The organism is Sanguibacter antarcticus (assembly GCF_002564005.1).
Lineage (GTDB): Bacteria > Actinomycetota > Actinomycetes > Actinomycetales > Cellulomonadaceae > Sanguibacter > Sanguibacter antarcticus.
Genome location: NZ_PDJG01000001.1, coordinates 1,026,476 through 1,042,178, shown reverse-complemented (window position 1 = coordinate 1,042,178; position 15,703 = coordinate 1,026,476). Strand labels below are relative to the sequence as shown.

Sequence of the window (15,703 nt, the reverse complement as noted above, 5' to 3'; positions counted from 1 at the left end):
TCGGCGAGGGGCGCTCGATCCTTGAGGGATTATCACGAGCAGGTGCAGCTTCACCCGCTCGGAGCGTGCGATCAGCCGATGAGCTCGAAGATCGAGAAGATCGGCATGTAGAGAGCGACGATCATCCCGCCGATAAGAATGCCGAGCACAAGGATCATCAGTGGCTCGATGAGGCTCGTCAGCTGCTCGGTCGTCGCTTCGACCTCTTGGTCGTAGAACTCGGCGATCTTCTCGAGCATCGTGTCGAGCGCGCCCGTGTCCTCGCCGACCGCCATCATCTGCACCACCATCGGTGGGAAGACTGCGTGCCTCGCCAACGGTTCCGTGAGAGCCAGCCCTTTGCGGACCGACACCTGAACGTCCTTGATCGCGTCGGCGATGACGACGTTCCCGCTCGTCTCCCCCACGATGTCGAGTGCCTGGAGGATCGGGACGCCCGCGTGGAGCATGGTCCCGAAGTTGCGCGTGAACCGCGCGACCGCGACCTTGCGGAAGAGCCCCCCGAAGACCGGGACCTTGAGCTTGACCGGGTCGACCTTGGCACGGACGTTGTCGTCGTTCTTGTGCTTTCCCCACCAGGCCGCAAAGACGATGAGCCCGACAATCGTGGGTGGCAGGACAAACTTCATCGAACCAGAAAGAAACACGAGGAACTGCGTCGGCGCAGGCAGCGCGCCACCGAGGTCGCTGAACATCTTCTCGAACACCGGAACGATAAACAGCAGCATGCCGATGACGGCGACGATCGCGATGCAGAACACGACCACGGGGTAGGTCATCGCCGACTTGATCTTCCCGCGCAACCGCACCTCGCCCTCGAAGTTCTCGGCGACCGAGACGAGCACCTGGTCGAGGAACCCCCCGACCTCCCCGGCGCGCACCATGTTGAGCATGATGGGCGGGAACGTCGCCTTGTGCCGGCCGAGCGCGTCCGAGAAGGACAGGCCGGTCTCGATGTCACCGCGCACGAGACTGAGGATCTTCGCGAGCTCGGCGTTCTCCGTCTGCTCGGAGAGGATCGTCAGGGAGCGGAGAAGGCTCAGGCCCGCGCCGATCATCGTCGCCAGCTGGCGCGCCATGATCGCGAGGTCCTTCATCGAGATGCCCCTGGCGCCCAGGCCCGGGATTTTGATCTCGCGCTGGAGGCCGGTGTTCTGCACCTCGCTGATAGACATCGGCGCGACGCCCATCGTCTTGAGGCGAGCCGCGACCGCCCCCTCGTTGTTCGCTTCGATCCGGCCCTTGACAAGCTTGCCCTTGGCGTCGCGCAGCGTGTACTCGTAGGTGCGCTGTCCTGCCATGGTCAGAAGCCTCCGATGTTCGTGGCGGCCTGCTGGAGCGTCGCGCCGCCTTGGTTCATCCGTGCCTGGCGGCCGGTGAGCTTGTTGTAGTCCTCGACGTGGTGGCACTTCTCGAGGCCGGTCTCGTACGAGATCTGGTTGGTACGCACGAGGTCGGCCAGGTGCTGGTCGAGCGTGTGCATCCCGAGCTGCTGGCCCGCCTGCATCGCCGAGTAAATCTGGTGGGTCTTGCCCTCGCGGACGAGGTTGCGGATCGCTGGGGTCGCGATCATGACCTCCGTCGCCACGACACGTCCCGGCCGTCCAGTGCGCTTGCACAGCGTCTGGCACACCACGCCCTGGAGCGCGCTCGCCAGCTGCGTGCGCACCTGCCCCTGCTGCTCCGGGGGGAAGACGTCGATGATGCGGTCGATCGTCTGCGCCGCGTCCTGGGTGTGGAGCGTCGCGAAGACGAGGTGACCGGTCTCGGCCGCCGTGAGCGCGACGGACATCGTCTCGAGGTCGCGCAGCTCGCCGACGAGGATGATGTCGGGGTCCTGGCGCAGGACGTGCTTGAGCGCGGCGGCAAACGAGTGGGTGTCCGTCCCGACCTCACGCTGGTTGACGATGCACTTCTTGTGCCGGTGCAAGAACTCGATGGGGTCCTCGACCGTCATGATGTGGTCAGACCTCGTCCGGTTCGCGAGGTCGACGATCGAGGCGAGGGTCGTGGACTTGCCAGAACCGGTCGGACCGGTCACGAGGACGAGCCCGCGCGGCAGACCTGCGAAGTTCGAGACGACAGCCGGGACACCGAGGTCTTCGAGCGGCTTGATGTCGTACGGGATCACACGGAAGACCGCGCCCATCGACTCGCGCTGCTGGTACATGTTGACGCGGAACCGTGAGAGGCCGCGCACCGCGTGCGCGAAGTCGAGCTCGAGATCGAGCTCGAACTTCTCCCGCTGCTTCTGCGTCATGATGCTGAAGAGCGTGCGCTGGAGGCCCTCCTGAAGGACCATCGGCTCGTCGTCGAGCGGGACGAGGGACCCGTTGCGACGAATCATCGGCGGCGCGCCCACCGTGAGGTGGAGGTCAGACCCTCCGGCCTCGACCATCGCGCGCAGCACCTTTTCCAGGTTCACGTCGTCGTCCTGCACCTGCCGGCTCATGCCGATGCGCGGCGAGGACGCGGCGGGGGGCCGGGATGCACGCTGGGGCGCTCCAGCCTGAGGCGGGCCCGGAGGCGCAGCCGCAGCGGGGCCCTGCTGGCGCTGCCCCGCGGGCGCGCCGTGCGCCTGCGTCGGCGCTGAGCCCTGCTGGACCGACCTGCTCGTGGGCTGGCTCTGCGGGGGCTGCGGAGCCGCGAGAGGTTGGGGCGGGGGCGGCGGCGCTACGTCGTGCGGCGCTTCCTGCGTGTAGGGCCGGTAGACCTGCGGGGCGTTCGCCGCGAGAGACCGTCGTGTCGGGACACCGTCGGGACTCGCATACCGCGGAGGGTCGTTCGGTCCGTTCATCGACCCGGGCACCGTCGGGTCCCCCGTCGGCGCAGTGAGCTCATTCACGGATCAGCCTCTCGATTCGACAGCCACGCGCACCACGTGACGACTGCTTATCGGCGGCAAGGCTGCTGATCTTAAGCAACGACGCGGGCGATCTCCTCGATCGAGGTCTGCCCTTGGATGACCTTCATCCAGCCGTCGTCGCGGAGCGTGATCATGCCCTGCGAGACCGCCGTCTTGAGGATCTCTGCCGAGGACGATCCCGTCACCGCGTGACGCTCGATCTCCTCGGTCACGCGCATGACCTCATGGAGCGCGAGACGGCCCTTGTAGCCGGTCTTCGAGCACGTCACGCACCCGACGGGGCGGTGCAGCACAGGCTTCTCCTCCCCCGGCAGCCACGGGAACCGGGACGCGACGAGCTCGTCGTCAGACGGCTCGTAGCGCTCCTTGCACTTGCCGCACAGCCGTCGAGCAAGCCGTTGCGCGACGATGCAGTCGATCGCCGAACCGACGAGGAACGGCTCGATCCCCATCTCGACGAGACGTGTCACGGCAGACGGCGCGTCGTTGGTGTGCAGGGTCGACAAGACGAGGTGACCCGTGAGCGCGGCCTCGATCGCGATCTGCGCCGTCTCGTGGTCACGGATCTCACCGAGAAGAACGACGTCAGGGTCAGACCGCAGGATGGATCGGAGCGCGCCGGCGAACGTCAGGCCGGCCTTCGGGTTGACCTGCACCTGGTTGATCCCAGGAAGCCGGTACTCGACCGGGTCCTCGACCGTGATGACGTTGATCTCAGGCTTCGACACCGCATTGAGCGTCGCGTACAAGGTCGTCGACTTTCCCGATCCTGTCGGACCGGTCACGAGGATCATCCCGTACGGCTTGTTGAAGGCCTCCGCGTACACCTCGTAGTTCTCGTCACCGAACGACAGGTCGCGAAGATCAAGGCTCGCGGTGGAGTTGTCGAGGATTCGCATGACAATCTTCTCGCCCCACACGGTCGGCAGCGTCGCGACGCGGAGGTCGATCTTGCGGCCGTTGTGGTTGATCGACATGCGACCGTCCTGAGGCTTGCGGCGCTCAGCGATGTCGATGTCTGAGAGGATCTTCACACGAGAGATGACCCCACCCGTGATGTTCTTCGGCGACCGTTGCATCTCGTGGAGCACGCCGTCGATGCGGTACCGCACGCGCAGGTCGTGCTCCCCCGGCTCGATGTGGATGTCCGAGGCCCGGTCGGTGATCGCCTGCGACACGATGAGGTTGACGTACCGGACGATCGGCGCGTCGTCGTCGACGGAGTCGCCGACCTTCGACATGTCGAAGGCGTCGAGGGTGTCTTGCTCTTCTTCGAACGCGTTGGTGAGGTCGTCCATCTCACCGTCTGCGCGGACGAAGCGGTCGATCGCGCGGGAGAGGTCCTCATGCGTCGCGACGACAGGAACGACCTGCATCCCGGTCATGGATCGCACGTCGTCCATCGCGAGAACGTTGCCAGGGTCGGCCATCGCGAGAACGATCGCGCCGTTCTCGAAGGCGATCGGGAGGACCGTGTACCGTCGGCACACTCCGCCGGCCAGACGGCTCACTGCCGTCCGGTCCACCGGGTACGTATCGAGGTCGACGAACTGCATCCCGACCTGGCCCGCCAGCGCCGAGACGAGCTGGCTCTCGGTGAGGATGCCGAGCTCGACGAGAACACGGCTGAGGCTCGTGCCACGGGTGACCTGCTCGTCGAGCGCGGACATGAGCTGCTCTTCGCTGACCAGACCCTCTTCGAGAAGGTGTTCTCCGAGCTGCTTCATGACTGTCCTCTCGACCTGCGCCGACGGTCCCGCGCAGGGACCACCGGCAGCATCCACCTACCGTTAACGAGTTCATCGGCACGATGGCGCAGGTTCGTAAGGTTTTGAGCGAGTACGGATGGGTGACGGTCGCCTCAGCCCTGGGGCTCGTCAGCCCCGAGGTCGAATCAGCCCTGCAGCGCGAGAGCGAGCGCGTCGCTCATGGCCTCGAGCGGCGCGGGGTGCCCGGTCATGAGGCGGACCTGTTCCGCGGCCTGGTGCAGGAGCATCCGCTCCCCCGAGACGCTGGTGCCACCGAGCGTGGTCCACGCACGTGAGAGCTCCGTGGGCCGGGGCTCGTAGGCGACGTCGAGAAGCACGCCGCGGGGGCGTGCTCCGCGCTCGACGAGCGCGCCGGCCAGAGCGTCGGCGCCGTGCGCCGGCAGGGTCGACACGGTGACGTCCGCCGCGACCATCGTCGACGCGGCGTCGTCCATGACGTGGAAGCGCGGGGTCACACCCATACGGTGTGCCGCGCGCTGAAGGTCACCGGTGCGTCCGAGCGAACGGACGAAGACGTCCACCGAGGTGCAGCCCAGCTGAGCGAGCGCGGCGAGGGCCGACGCGGCGGTGGCGCCGGCGCCGAGGACCACGGCGCTCCGCACACCGGGCTGCGACTTGTCTGTCGTGGCGCCCTCGTCGGGACAGTCAACACCGGACATCCCTTCCCCCAGCGCCGCGACGATCCCGTGGACGTCGGTGTTCGCGCCGACGAGCGTCCGGGTCCCTCCGACGTCTTGGACGAGCACGGTGTTCACGGCCCCCGTGACCACAGCGAGCGGGTCGACGTGGTCGAGGTACGTGATGATCGTCTGCTTGAGGGGCATCGTCAGGCTCAGGCCCGCCCACGAGGAGTCGATCTCCTCGAGGAAGGCGTCCAACGCGTCCAGTGGCACGTCCCTGGCCTCGTACTGCCAGTCGTCCAGGCCGAGCGCCGCGTAGGCCGCTCGGTGGAGCACCGGCGACAGCGAGTGGGCGATCGGGTGCCCGAGGACCGCTGCGCGTGCCACTAGCTCCCGTTCTCCGCGAGCCAGTCCTGGTAGAGCTCGACGTTCTTCCGGTGCTCGGTCCACGTGGCCGCGAAGCGGGTCTCGTGGGTGAGCGGGTTCACCGTGACGAAGTAGATGTAGTCCGTGACCGGGGGGTTGAGGACCGCGTTGATCGAGTCGATCCCGGGCGACGAGATCGGTGTGGGCGGGAGCCCTGCGTACAGGTACGTGTTGTACGGGCTGTCGGTCTCCCTGTCAGCGGCGGTCGTCGTCGCGTCGTCTGTGCCTCCGACGAGGTAGTGGACGGTCGAGTCCATCTGCAGCTTCATCGGCAGCGCGAGCCTGTTCTCGATGACGCTCGCGACGTTCGGCTTGTCGTCAGCCCCGGCCTCGCGCTCGACGATCGACGCCTTGGTGAGCACGGTCTCCCGGTTCTCGGCAGGCACTGCCAGCTCGTCTAGCTGCGCGACCGTCCGGCGGATCATCTCGGTGACCATCTCCGCGGGGGTCACGTCGAGACCGAACTCGTAGCGGTCTCCCCACAGCCAGCCTTCGAGCGCGCCGTTCGCCTCGGCCGGCAGGCCCAGCGCAGCGGTGTCTGCGATGGCTGCATCGACGTCGGCTTCGGTGACGCCCGTCACCTTTGCGATCTTCGCGGTGATGACATCGGCCGTCGATCCCGGCAGGACGTCGAAGATGTAGTCCGCTCGGTTGGCCGGGTCGAGGAGCGCCACGACCGCGTCGGAGGACTTCATCTCCTTGAAGAGGTTGTACGTTCCCGGCTGGATGCTCGCGGACGACTCGTTGGCCGTGTAGGCCGCGACGAACCCTGCTCGTGACGCGACGACACCCGCTTCGGTGAGAGCCGTCCCCATCTGCGTACCGGTCGCGCCCGCCTCGACGGTGACCTGGACCTGTCCCGTCCCGGGGCCTGTGAAGTCGAGGATCTCTTCTTCTGTGCCGCCGATCTCGTCGAGACCGCTGAAGAACTCGACACCGCGGGTCCAGACGAAGTAGCCACCCAGGCCGATGATCACGATCGCGACCAGGACGGCGATCAGCGCACGACGTCGACGCTTCGCAGCGCGCTTGCGCTCCTCGCGCAGGGCACGCTTCTCCGCCCGCGACAGACCGCCCTCGGCCTGGCGCGCGTCAGAGACTGACGGTCCCTCGAACAGGTCGTTCACCGGTCAATGCCTCCACACTCGTCAGAGCTTCGTCCCCGCGCACACGATGGACAAACCGACAACCTACTGCAGTTCAGTACTCAATGACATAGACGACCTACTCCACAAGCTCTCCGACACGAGCTGCGGCGTGCCGCTCACCGTCTAGCGCAGACTGCAAGATCACCACCGCTGCCGCCTGATCGACGACAGCACGGTGCTTGCGACCTGCTCTTCCAGACGCGTGAAGTGCTTGATGCGCGCTAACAGTACTCATCCGCTCGTCGACGAGACGAACCGGTACAGGGTCCACCGCGCGAGCGATCGCCCCAGCGTAAGTGCGCGCAGCCACGGAAGAAGCCCCTTCGACGCCAGAAAGATGCCTCGGGAGGCCTACGTACACAACTTTCACACCACGTTCGTCGACTTCGTGCGCGATCCGCACGACGTCAGGCGGGACCTTTCCGTCGTCGTCGACGCTCATCACGCGGGCGACGGTGTCGACAGGGGTGGCGATGAGACCGTCAGGATCGCTCACCGCCACACCCACGCGGACGCTGCCGACATCGATGCAGAGACGCGCACCGCGCTCGAGGCTCACGTGTCAGCCCTGGACCACAGCCGCGACGCCGTCACGCACGCCGGAGAGTGCGACCGGGAGCGCCGCAGCATCCTGCCCGCCGCCCTGAGCCATGTCGTCCTTGCCGCCTCCGCCGCCGCCCAGCGTGGCAGACGCAGCCTTCGCGAGAGCGCCAGCCTTGAGCCCGCGCTCTCGAGCAGGCGCGTTGGTCACGATGACGACCAACGGACGTCCCTTGCTCACTCCCCCGACCGCGACGACAGACGCAGCAGCATCGCTCAGCCGACCACGGACGTCGAGCGCGAGTGCGCGCAGGTCGTCCGCCGAGGCGACGTCTCCTGCGTCGTGCACCACGACGCGTGCGCCGTTCAGCACCTCGGCCGATGCCGCGAGCGTCCCGGCAGCCGCGAGCAGCTGCCCCTGGCGCAGACCAGCGAGCTCCTTCTCCGACTCCTTCAGACGAGCGAGCAGTCCCCCGATGCGGTCCGGCAGCTCCTCGGTACGGACGTTGAGCATGCCCGTGAGCTGCCCGACGAGAGCGTGCTCCTTGGCCTGGAAGCCGTAGGCGCCGTCCCCGACGAGTGCGTCGACGCGCCGGACGCCGGACCCGATGGACGCCTCGCCGAGAAGCGTGACGAGGCCGAGCTGGCCCGACCGCTTGACGTGGGTCCCAGCACAGAGCTCACGGGACCAGTCGCCCCCGATCGAGACGACACGGACCCGGTCGCCATACTTCTCGCCGAACAGCGCCATGGCGCCGAGCGCCCGGGCTTCGTCGATGTTCATGATCTGCTCGGTGACCTCAAGGTCTTCCGCGAGCTGCGTGTTGACCCGCTCCTCGATCTCTCCGAGGACACCCTGCGGGATCGCCTGGCTCGCCCGGAAGTCGAACCGGATACGGCTCGGCGCGTTCTCCGACCCGGCCTGGGTCGCGTCCTTGCCGAGCGCTTCCTGGAGCGCCTTGTGGATCATGTGGGTGGCGGAGTGCGCACGGCTGATGGCCTTGCGCCGCGCCCGGTCGATCGTCGCGGTACCGAGCTCGCCGAGCGTCGCCGTCCCGTCGACGAGTCGACCTCTGTGCACGGAGAGTCCCTTGATGGGCGCCTGGACGTCGTCGACCTCGATCGTCGCGCCGCCGTCGAGCACGATCGTCCCGTGGTCGGCGAGCTGACCACCGGCCTCGGCATAGAACGGTGTGCGGTCGAGGACTACCTCTACCGTCGCGGGCGCCGTCGCCGCCGGAGCGGGAACACCGTCGACGACGAGCCCCACCACGTTCACGCGAGCGGTCGAGTCGGTGTAGCCGACGAACTCGACGGCTGACGTGAGGGTGCTGTGGAGCGCCTCGTAGGCGGCCTTGTCCGCACCGCCCGTGCGCTTGCCGATCGCGTCGGCACGCGCACGGTCACGCTGTGCCTGCATGAGGCTGCGGAACGCTGTCTCGTCGACGGTCACACCTTGTTCGGACGCCATCTCGAGCGTGAGGTCGATAGGGAACCCGTAGGTGTCGTGGAGCGCGAACGCCTCCTCGCCGCCCAGGCGCGGTGTACCGGTGTCGCCAGCCACGGTCTTAGCGTTGCGCACCGCTGTATCGAGGATGGTGGTGCCCGAGACGAGCGTGCGTCGGAACGCCTCTTCCTCGGCATAGGCCACGGCCGAGAGGCGGTCGAAGTCGAGCCCGAGATCAGGGTAGGACGCCTGCATCGCGTCCCGGCTCGCCGGGAACAGGTGCGGCAAGGACGGCTCGTCGACGCCGAGCAGGCGCATCGCGCGCACGCTGCGGCGGAGCAGACGCCGCAGGACGTAACCACGTCCCTCGTTCGAGGGACGGATACCGTCGCCGATGAGCATGAGCGAGGAGCGGACGTGGTCGGCGACGACCCGCATCCGGACATCGTCCCCCGTCGATGAGCCGTACTGCTTGCCCGAGATCTCCTGGGCTGCGGTGATGACGGGGAACACCTCGTCGATCTCGTACATGTTGTCGACACCCTGGAGGAGGTAGGCGACGCGCTCGAGGCCCATGCCGGTGTCGATGTTCTTCTGCTTGAGCTCGCCGAGGAGCTCAAAGCTGTCCTTCGTCCCACCGTCGGCACGCTCGTACTGCATGAAGACGAGGTTCCAGATCTCGATGTAGCGGTCCTCGTCCACGACGGGCCCGCCCTCGGCACCGTACTCGGCACCGCGGTCGACGTAGATCTCCGAGCAGGGGCCCGCTGGGCCACGTGCACCGGTCGACCAGAAGTTGTCGCGCATGCCACGAGACTGGATCCGCTCGTCAGGCAGGCCTGCGACGGACTTCCAGAGCTGGCGTGCTTCGTCGTCGTCGTGGAAGACCGTGACCCAGATGGACTCGGGGTCGAACCCGTACCCGCCGTCCGCCACGGCACCGGTGACGAGCCCCCAGGCGTAGGAGATCGCTTCTTCCTTGAAGTAGTCCCCGAACGAGAAGTTTCCGTTCATCTGGAAGAACGTCCCGTGACGGGTCGTCTTGCCGACCTCTTCGATGTCGAGCGTCCGGACACACTTCTGCACGCTCGTGGCGCGCTTCCACGGCGCCGTCTGCTGGCCGGTCATGTACGGGATGAACGGAACCATGCCCGCGATGGTGAACAACGTGGACGGGTCCGGCGACACGAGCGACGCAGACGGCACGACCGTGTGATCGCGCTCGGCGAAGTAGTCGAGCCAGCGCTGGCGGATGTCTGCGGTACGCATGATGTCCTCTATCGGAAGTCAGAGCCTGCGAGGCAGGTCGATGTGGGTGGGCGCCCGTCGCAGGGAGCCCGTCAATCGTAGTCGGCTCGTGCACGCGGGGAGGCCATCCCCGGCCAGGTCGCCGTCGTCCGCTGCCCGGGCAGGGATCGCTGACGGTGCAGCAGCGGTCAGAACGAGTAGCCGAGCTCCTCGTCGTCCTGGTCCTCGACGTCCGCCGCGTATCGCTGCGCGGTTGCACGGTCGGCTGCGTGCTCTCGGCGTTCCCGGAGATCATCGACCGTTCCTTGCGTCGGCGCGAGAAGCGCGTCGGCAAGCTGCTTCGCTCGCTCGTCGCGAGCGGTGCGGAAGTCCGTGAGGAAGCTCCCGGCTACGTCCTGCAGGGTCTCCCCCGTCGACTGGGCCGTCGCTGCAGCCCGGTCGACCAGTGTCGCCGGGGCGTACCGGCGGACGGCTGCTCTCCCCTTGACGATGACCGCGATCGTCGCGACCGAGCCCGTCGCGACCCAGAACAAGCGGGCCATCAGTCCTTCTTCCCCGTGCCACCGAAGCGACCCGCTGCCGTGGCGAACGCCTGACGGACGCCGTAGGAGAAGGCTGCGACCTTGACGAGAGGCGCACCGAACGTCGCCGCATAGAGCCCAGTCAGCGCTGAGACGTTCTGGCTGACCTCGGATGCCGCCGTCGTGATGGTGTCGACCTTGACGAGCTGGCTGTTCGCGCTCGCGACGGCGACCGCCGACTCGTCGAGGATCGGGACCGAGTGCTCGGTGATCTCTCTGATGCTCTGCGTCGTGGTGTCGAGCACCCGACCGAGCTTGACGAGGGGCACGGCCAGGAGGCCGACCAGCGCCACGAACGCGACGGCTGCGATGAGTCCCGCAATCTGACCGATCACTCCACACTCCTCTGAAGAACAGGACGCTCTCCGGACCTCCCGGGCGTCTGAACAACGACAGTACCTGCACACACGGACGCCCCGCTCGCAGCAGGGCTGTGAGCGGGGCGTCCGTGTAGAGCAGCGGCGACAGGCCGCAGGTCAGATCAGCGCGAGTAGTGCTCGACGACGAGCTGGACCTCGGCGGTCACGGGGACCTCGACGCGCTTCGGGTGACGCACGAGCTGGAAGGACAGCTTCTCGAGCTGAACTTCGAGGTACGGCGGAACCTTGGGCAGGACGTCCCGGTGGGCGCCAGCAGCGGCGACCTGGAACGGCGTCATGGCCTGGCTCTTCGGCTTGACCTGGACGGTCTGTCCCGGCTTGACCTTGAACGAGGGGCGGTCGACGATCTTGCCGTCGACGAGGATGTGGCGGTGAACCACGGCCTGGCGCGCCTGCAGCGTCGTGCGGGCGAAACCGGAACGCAGCACGAGCGCGTCGAGACGGGTCTCGAGGAGCTCGACGAGCGACTCACCGGTCAGTCCGGGAGCCTTGCGGGCTTCCTCGAACGCACGGGCCATCTGCTTCTCACGGAGACCGTACTGGGCGCGCAGGCGCTGCTTCTCACGAAGACGCACGGCGTAGTCGGACTCGGTGCGGCGGCGGGCACGGCCGTGCTCGCCGGGTGGGTAGGGGCGCTTCTCGAAGTGCTTGACGGCCTTCGGGGTGAGCGCGATGCCCAGCGCGCGGCTCAGGCGAACCTGGCGGCGCGAACGGGTCACAGAAGACATAGAGAGTCAGTCCGTTCCTGTCGTGGTGACGTCACACCCACGTGCGGAGTGCACGGGGCGCGGGACCAGCCGGAGGGGAGAGCATCTACTGCGCATCACCATGATCGGAAACGACCACGAGCAGCGCCTGCAGATCCCACGGGGCCGAGGTCCCAGGTGGTTACCCAGAGGGCAACCTGAGAAGTTTAGCATTCACTCGCCGCGCAGGATCCCCCGCACCTTATCCAGCCGCTCGGCGACGGTGCGCTCGTAGCCGCGGTCGCTCGGGGTGTAGTACTGGGTACCGACGAGCGGGTCAGGCAGATACTGCTGCGCAGCCACGGCGTGCGCAGCATCGTGCGCGTAGACGTAGCCCGCGCCATGCCCGATCCCCTTCGCGCCGGAGTAGTGCGCGTCCCGCAGGTGCGCAGGAACGAGGCCGACCTTCCCTGCCCGCACGTCCGCGAGGGCCGCGCCGATCGCTGAGTAGGCGGCGTTGGACTTCGGCGCAGTCGCCACGTGCACGACCGCTTCCGCAAGGACGAGGCTCGCCTCCGGCATCCCGATCATCGCGACCGCCGTCGCCGCAGCCGTCGCCGTCTGCAACGCGCTCGGGTCCGCCATGCCTACCTCTTCCGCAGCCGCGATGACGATCCTGCGCGCGATGAACCGCGGGTCCTCCCCTGCGACGATCATCCGGGCCAGATAGTGCAGCGAGGCGTCGACGTCAGAGCCCCGCATCGACTTGATGAACGCGCTGATGACGTCATAGTGCTGGTCTCCGTCACGGTCGTAGCGCACCGCTGCGACGTCGATGGCTCGTTCCATGGTGCCGAGATCGATGTCGACCGGTTCCTCGCGCGTCGCCGGCTCAGCGAGGTCGGAGAGCGCTGCGCCCGCCGCCGCCTCGAGGATCGTCAGCGCCTTGCGTGCGTCTCCCCCGGCAAGCCTGAGCAGGTGCTCGTGCGCGTCCTCGGTCAGCCGGACCGTGCCTCCCAGGCCTCGCTCGTCCGTGACCGCCCGGTCGACGAGAGTGCGGACGTCATCGACACCCAGCGGCTGGAGAGTGAGGAGCAGCGACCGTGACAAGAGCGGGGAGTTGACCGAGAAGCTCGGATTCTCCGTCGTGGCTGCGACCAGCGTGACCCAGCGGTTCTCGACGCTCGGCAGGAGAGCATCCTGCTGGGACTTGGAGAACCGGTGGACCTCGTCGATGAAGAGCACAGTCTCGGCCCCGCCGGTCGCGAGCCGTCGACGCGCGTCCTCGATGACGGCACGCACGTCCTTGACCCCCGCCGTCACCGCCGAGAGCTCGACGAAGCGCCGGCCCGAGCTGGTCGCGATGAGGTACGCGAGCGTCGTCTTGCCCGTCCCGGGCGGTCCCCAGAGGATGACGGAGCCCGGCGCGGCGCGGCGCGGCGAGTCCTCCGCAGGCTCGACGAGCCGGCGCAGCGGCGACCCCTGGACCAGCAGGTGCGCCTGACCCGCCACCTCGAGGAGAGAGGCGGGACGCATCCGCACCGCGAGCGGCGCGCCGGGGCCGGTCGCGGGCACGCCGGTCGTCTCCTGCGTCGTCGAGCCGAACAGATCCATGCCGCAAGCGTAGGTCGTCGGGCGCCAGACACGCCCCGCACCCTGCACCGACGCGTCCACGTAGCCTCAGAGGCCCCCATGATGGGATGCTGACCTGCGTGTTCGAATCTCTCGGCCGTCGCGTCTCGGCCCACCCACGGACGGTCGTCGCGGTCTGGAGCGTCCTGACGCTCCTGTGCGTAGCCCTCGCCGTCTTCGGCGTCCACGGCGAGAACCTCTTCTCGCGGCTGACGAGCGGCGAGCAGGGCATCGCCGGTTCTGAGAGCTACGAGGGCACGCAGATCCTCGACGAGATCAGCACCGGAGGGGAGAACATCTCCCTCATCGTCGAGGGTGTCGCCCCGGCAGCCGACGGTGTCGCCGAGGTCCTCGACCCTGTCCAGAAGGACCTGCTCACCATCGACGGTGTGCTCTCGGTGCTCGACCCGGTCATCGTCCCCGAAGGTCCGGACAGCGACCTCGGTCGCTTGTTCACGGCGGCCGATGGCAACGGCTTCCTCATCGCGGTGTCCCTCGAACCGGGACTGGCCCCCGAGGACGAAGACGAAGCGATCTCCCGCGTCGTAGCGACGCTCCGCGCGGTCCCCGATGCCCTCGCGGTCCAGCACGACGGTGTCACCGGCCTCGTCGGGGGCACACCGCTCATCATCGACGCTGTGACCGACCAGGTCGAGAGAGACCTCACGACAGGCGAAGCCATCGCCCTTCCCATCGCGCTGATCGTCATGGTGTTCGTGTTCGGAGGCTTCCTCGCCGCCGCGATGCCGATGGCAGGCGCCCTCGCGTCCATCGGTGTCGGTCTCGGGTTCCTTCTCGGTCTCTCGTCCCTCGTGGACGTCGACGCCTCGGTCGTCAACGTCGTCACGCTCCTGGGCCTCGGGCTCTCCATCGACTACGGGCTGCTCATCGTCTCGCGGTTCCGCGAAGAGCTCCGTACGCCAGACGGCACGCACCAGCGCGCACCCGGACGGTCGCGGCGCAGGGGCCGCTCCGAGGCCCAGATCGAGTCTGCTCTGGTGCGGACGATGACGACCGCCGGGCGGACCGTGGCGTTCTCCGCGCTGACCGTGGCGATCTCCCTCGCAGGCCTCATGGTCTTCACCCCCGAGATCCTTCGCTCGATCGGCGCCGCCGGCCTGGCTGTCATCCTCATCGCAGCCGCCACAGCACTCACCCTCGTCCCAGCGATCCTTCGCCTCTCTGGGAACCGGCTCGAGAGGACCGGGATCCTCTCGACCATCCCCGTGCTCCGGACGATCGTGCGTCGCACGGCCGACGTCGGCCAGGAAGAGGGAGTCTTCTCGCGTCTCGCACGCCGGGTCCAGAGGCGCCCGGGGCTGGTCGCGGCCGGCTGCGTGGTCGTCCTGCTCGTCCTGGCGTTCCCTGCGCTCGGGCTCCAGATGCGCAACTCGGGCATCGAGCTGCTGCCCCCGACCTCACCGCAGCGCGTCTTCGTCTCGCAGCTCGCCGCGCAGTACCCGAGCACCGCGACGCCGGAAGTCACCGTGGTCACGACCGGGACGGTCGCCGACACGCAGGCATGGATCACCGACATCCTCGCGATCGACGGCGTCGAGTCGGCCACGACACCGACGGACCTGGAGGGCCACCTCACGTTCGGTGTCGAGCTCATCTCCGGAGACCCGGGAGGGTCTCAGGCAGTCGAGGTGGTCACCGAGATCCGCGCTCTCGACACGAACGTCGAGCACTGGGTCACCGGACAGGCCGCCAGCCAGGTCGACTTCACCGACGCGCTCCTGGACCGCGTCTTGTGGGCTGTGGCGATCGTCGTCGTCGCGACCCTCGTGCTGCTGTTCCTCATGACCGGGTCGCTCATCATCCCGGTCAAGGCGCTGCTCACGAACGCGCTGTCGATCGCCGCGTCGATGGGCGTGCTCGTGTGGGTCTTCCAGGACGGGCACCTCTCCGGGATCCTCGGGTTCGCGTCCACCGGCGGCATCGAGACGTTCGTCGTCGCCCTCGTCGTCGCCTTCGCGTTCGGCCTCGCGATGGACTACGAGGTCTTCCTCCTGTCACGGATCAAAGAGCTCCACGACGCCGGCGAAGACCCGGACACAGCCGTGAGCGCTGGGCTGCAGAGGTCTGGACGGATCATCACCTCCGCGGCGACCGTCATCATCGTCGTCTTCGCCGGCTTCGTCTTCGGTGACCTGCTCATCATCAAGCAGGTCGGTTTCGCCCTCGCGGTCGCGATCTTCATCGACGCGACGATCGTCCGCATGCTCCTCGTGCCCGCCACGATGACGCTCCTCGGGCGCTGGAACTGGTGGGCTCCAGGGCCGCTGCGTGCTCTCCACGACAGGATCGGGATCGCGCACTGACTCGTCGGGCCAACCACCGACAGCCAACCACCGACG

The 15,703-nt window shown here is 67.6% G+C and carries 12 protein-coding genes; 1 reads left to right on the top strand and 11 read right to left on the bottom strand.

The window, feature by feature from the left end; translation table 11 throughout:
• Window positions 1-71: 71 nt before the first annotated feature.
• The 11 genes from ATL42_RS04675 to ATL42_RS04625 all read right to left on the bottom strand — a co-directional run bounded on the left by ATL42_RS04675 (window position 72) and on the right by ATL42_RS04625 (window position 13,325).
• Complete coding sequence (locus tag ATL42_RS04675; protein ID WP_098454350.1) at window positions 72-1,301, bottom strand: type II secretion system F family protein; 1,230 nt, start codon at window positions 1,299-1,301, stop codon at window positions 72-74.
• A gap of 2 nt (window positions 1,302-1,303) precedes the next feature.
• A complete protein-coding gene (locus tag ATL42_RS04670) occupies window positions 1,304-2,845 on the bottom strand; it encodes a type IV pilus twitching motility protein PilT (protein ID WP_245862124.1) in 1,542 nt (513 codons plus the stop codon).
• A gap of 71 nt (window positions 2,846-2,916) precedes the next feature.
• Entirely contained in the window at window positions 2,917-4,593 is a 1,677-nt protein-coding gene (locus tag ATL42_RS04665; RefSeq protein ID WP_098454349.1) for a GspE/PulE family protein, read from the bottom strand.
• Between the two features lie 167 nt (window positions 4,594-4,760).
• On the bottom strand, window positions 4,761-5,642 hold the full coding sequence (locus ATL42_RS04660) for a shikimate dehydrogenase (protein WP_245862121.1): 882 nt from the start codon (window positions 5,640-5,642) through the stop codon (window positions 4,761-4,763).
• The gene (gene mltG / locus ATL42_RS04655; RefSeq protein WP_098454348.1) at window positions 5,642-6,808 is read right to left on the bottom strand and encodes an endolytic transglycosylase MltG; all 1,167 of its coding nucleotides are present in this window, start codon (window positions 6,806-6,808) and stop codon (window positions 5,642-5,644) included. The genes ATL42_RS04660 and mltG overlap by 1 nt, the downstream gene beginning before the upstream one ends.
• A gap of 97 nt (window positions 6,809-6,905) precedes the next feature.
• Entirely contained in the window at window positions 6,906-7,388 is a 483-nt protein-coding gene (ruvX, locus tag ATL42_RS04650) for a Holliday junction resolvase RuvX (RefSeq protein ID WP_098454347.1), read from the bottom strand.
• Between the two features lie 3 nt (window positions 7,389-7,391).
• Entirely contained in the window at window positions 7,392-10,085 is a 2,694-nt protein-coding gene (gene alaS, locus ATL42_RS04645) for an alanine--tRNA ligase (protein WP_098454346.1), read from the bottom strand.
• Window positions 10,086-10,252: 167 nt separating this feature from the next.
• Complete coding sequence (locus ATL42_RS04640; protein ID WP_098454345.1) at window positions 10,253-10,606, bottom strand: hypothetical protein; 354 nt, start codon at window positions 10,604-10,606, stop codon at window positions 10,253-10,255.
• Window positions 10,606-10,980, bottom strand: a complete 375-nt coding sequence (locus tag ATL42_RS04635) for a DUF948 domain-containing protein (RefSeq protein ID WP_098454344.1) — start codon at window positions 10,978-10,980, stop codon at window positions 10,606-10,608. Before ATL42_RS04635 ends, ATL42_RS04640 begins: the two co-directional genes overlap by 1 nt.
• A 146-nt stretch (window positions 10,981-11,126) precedes the next feature.
• Window positions 11,127-11,753: a 30S ribosomal protein S4 gene (gene rpsD / locus ATL42_RS04630; protein ID WP_098454343.1), complete on the bottom strand. Its 627-nt coding sequence runs from the start codon at window positions 11,751-11,753 to the stop codon at window positions 11,127-11,129.
• A gap of 192 nt (window positions 11,754-11,945) precedes the next feature.
• The gene (locus ATL42_RS04625; protein ID WP_098454342.1) at window positions 11,946-13,325 is read right to left on the bottom strand and encodes a replication-associated recombination protein A; all 1,380 of its coding nucleotides are present in this window, start codon (window positions 13,323-13,325) and stop codon (window positions 11,946-11,948) included.
• 98 nt (window positions 13,326-13,423) lie between these two features.
• Here ATL42_RS04625 and ATL42_RS04620 point away from each other — a divergent pair, with 98 nt between their 5' ends.
• Entirely contained in the window at window positions 13,424-15,667 is a 2,244-nt protein-coding gene (locus ATL42_RS04620) for an MMPL family transporter (RefSeq protein WP_342748104.1), read from the top strand.
• The last annotated feature ends 36 nt before the right edge of the window (window positions 15,668-15,703 follow it).

Bases quoted from the DNA above. Each gene is read 5' to 3' on its own strand.
- ATL42_RS04675 (WP_098454350.1), bottom strand. From the start codon at position 1,301: ATGGCAGGACAGCGCACCTACGAGTACACGCTGCGCGACGCCAAGGGC.
- ATL42_RS04665 (WP_098454349.1), bottom strand. From the start codon at position 4,593: ATGAAGCAGCTCGGAGAACACCTTCTCGAAGAGGGTCTGGTCAGCGAA.
- alaS (WP_098454346.1), bottom strand. From the start codon at position 10,085: ATGCGTACCGCAGACATCCGCCAGCGCTGGCTCGACTACTTCGCCGAG.
- ATL42_RS04640 (WP_098454345.1), bottom strand. From the start codon at position 10,606: ATGGCCCGCTTGTTCTGGGTCGCGACGGGCTCGGTCGCGACGATCGCG.
- rpsD (WP_098454343.1), bottom strand. From the start codon at position 11,753: ATGTCTTCTGTGACCCGTTCGCGCCGCCAGGTTCGCCTGAGCCGCGCG.
- ATL42_RS04625 (WP_098454342.1), bottom strand. From the start codon at position 13,325: ATGGATCTGTTCGGCTCGACGACGCAGGAGACGACCGGCGTGCCCGCG.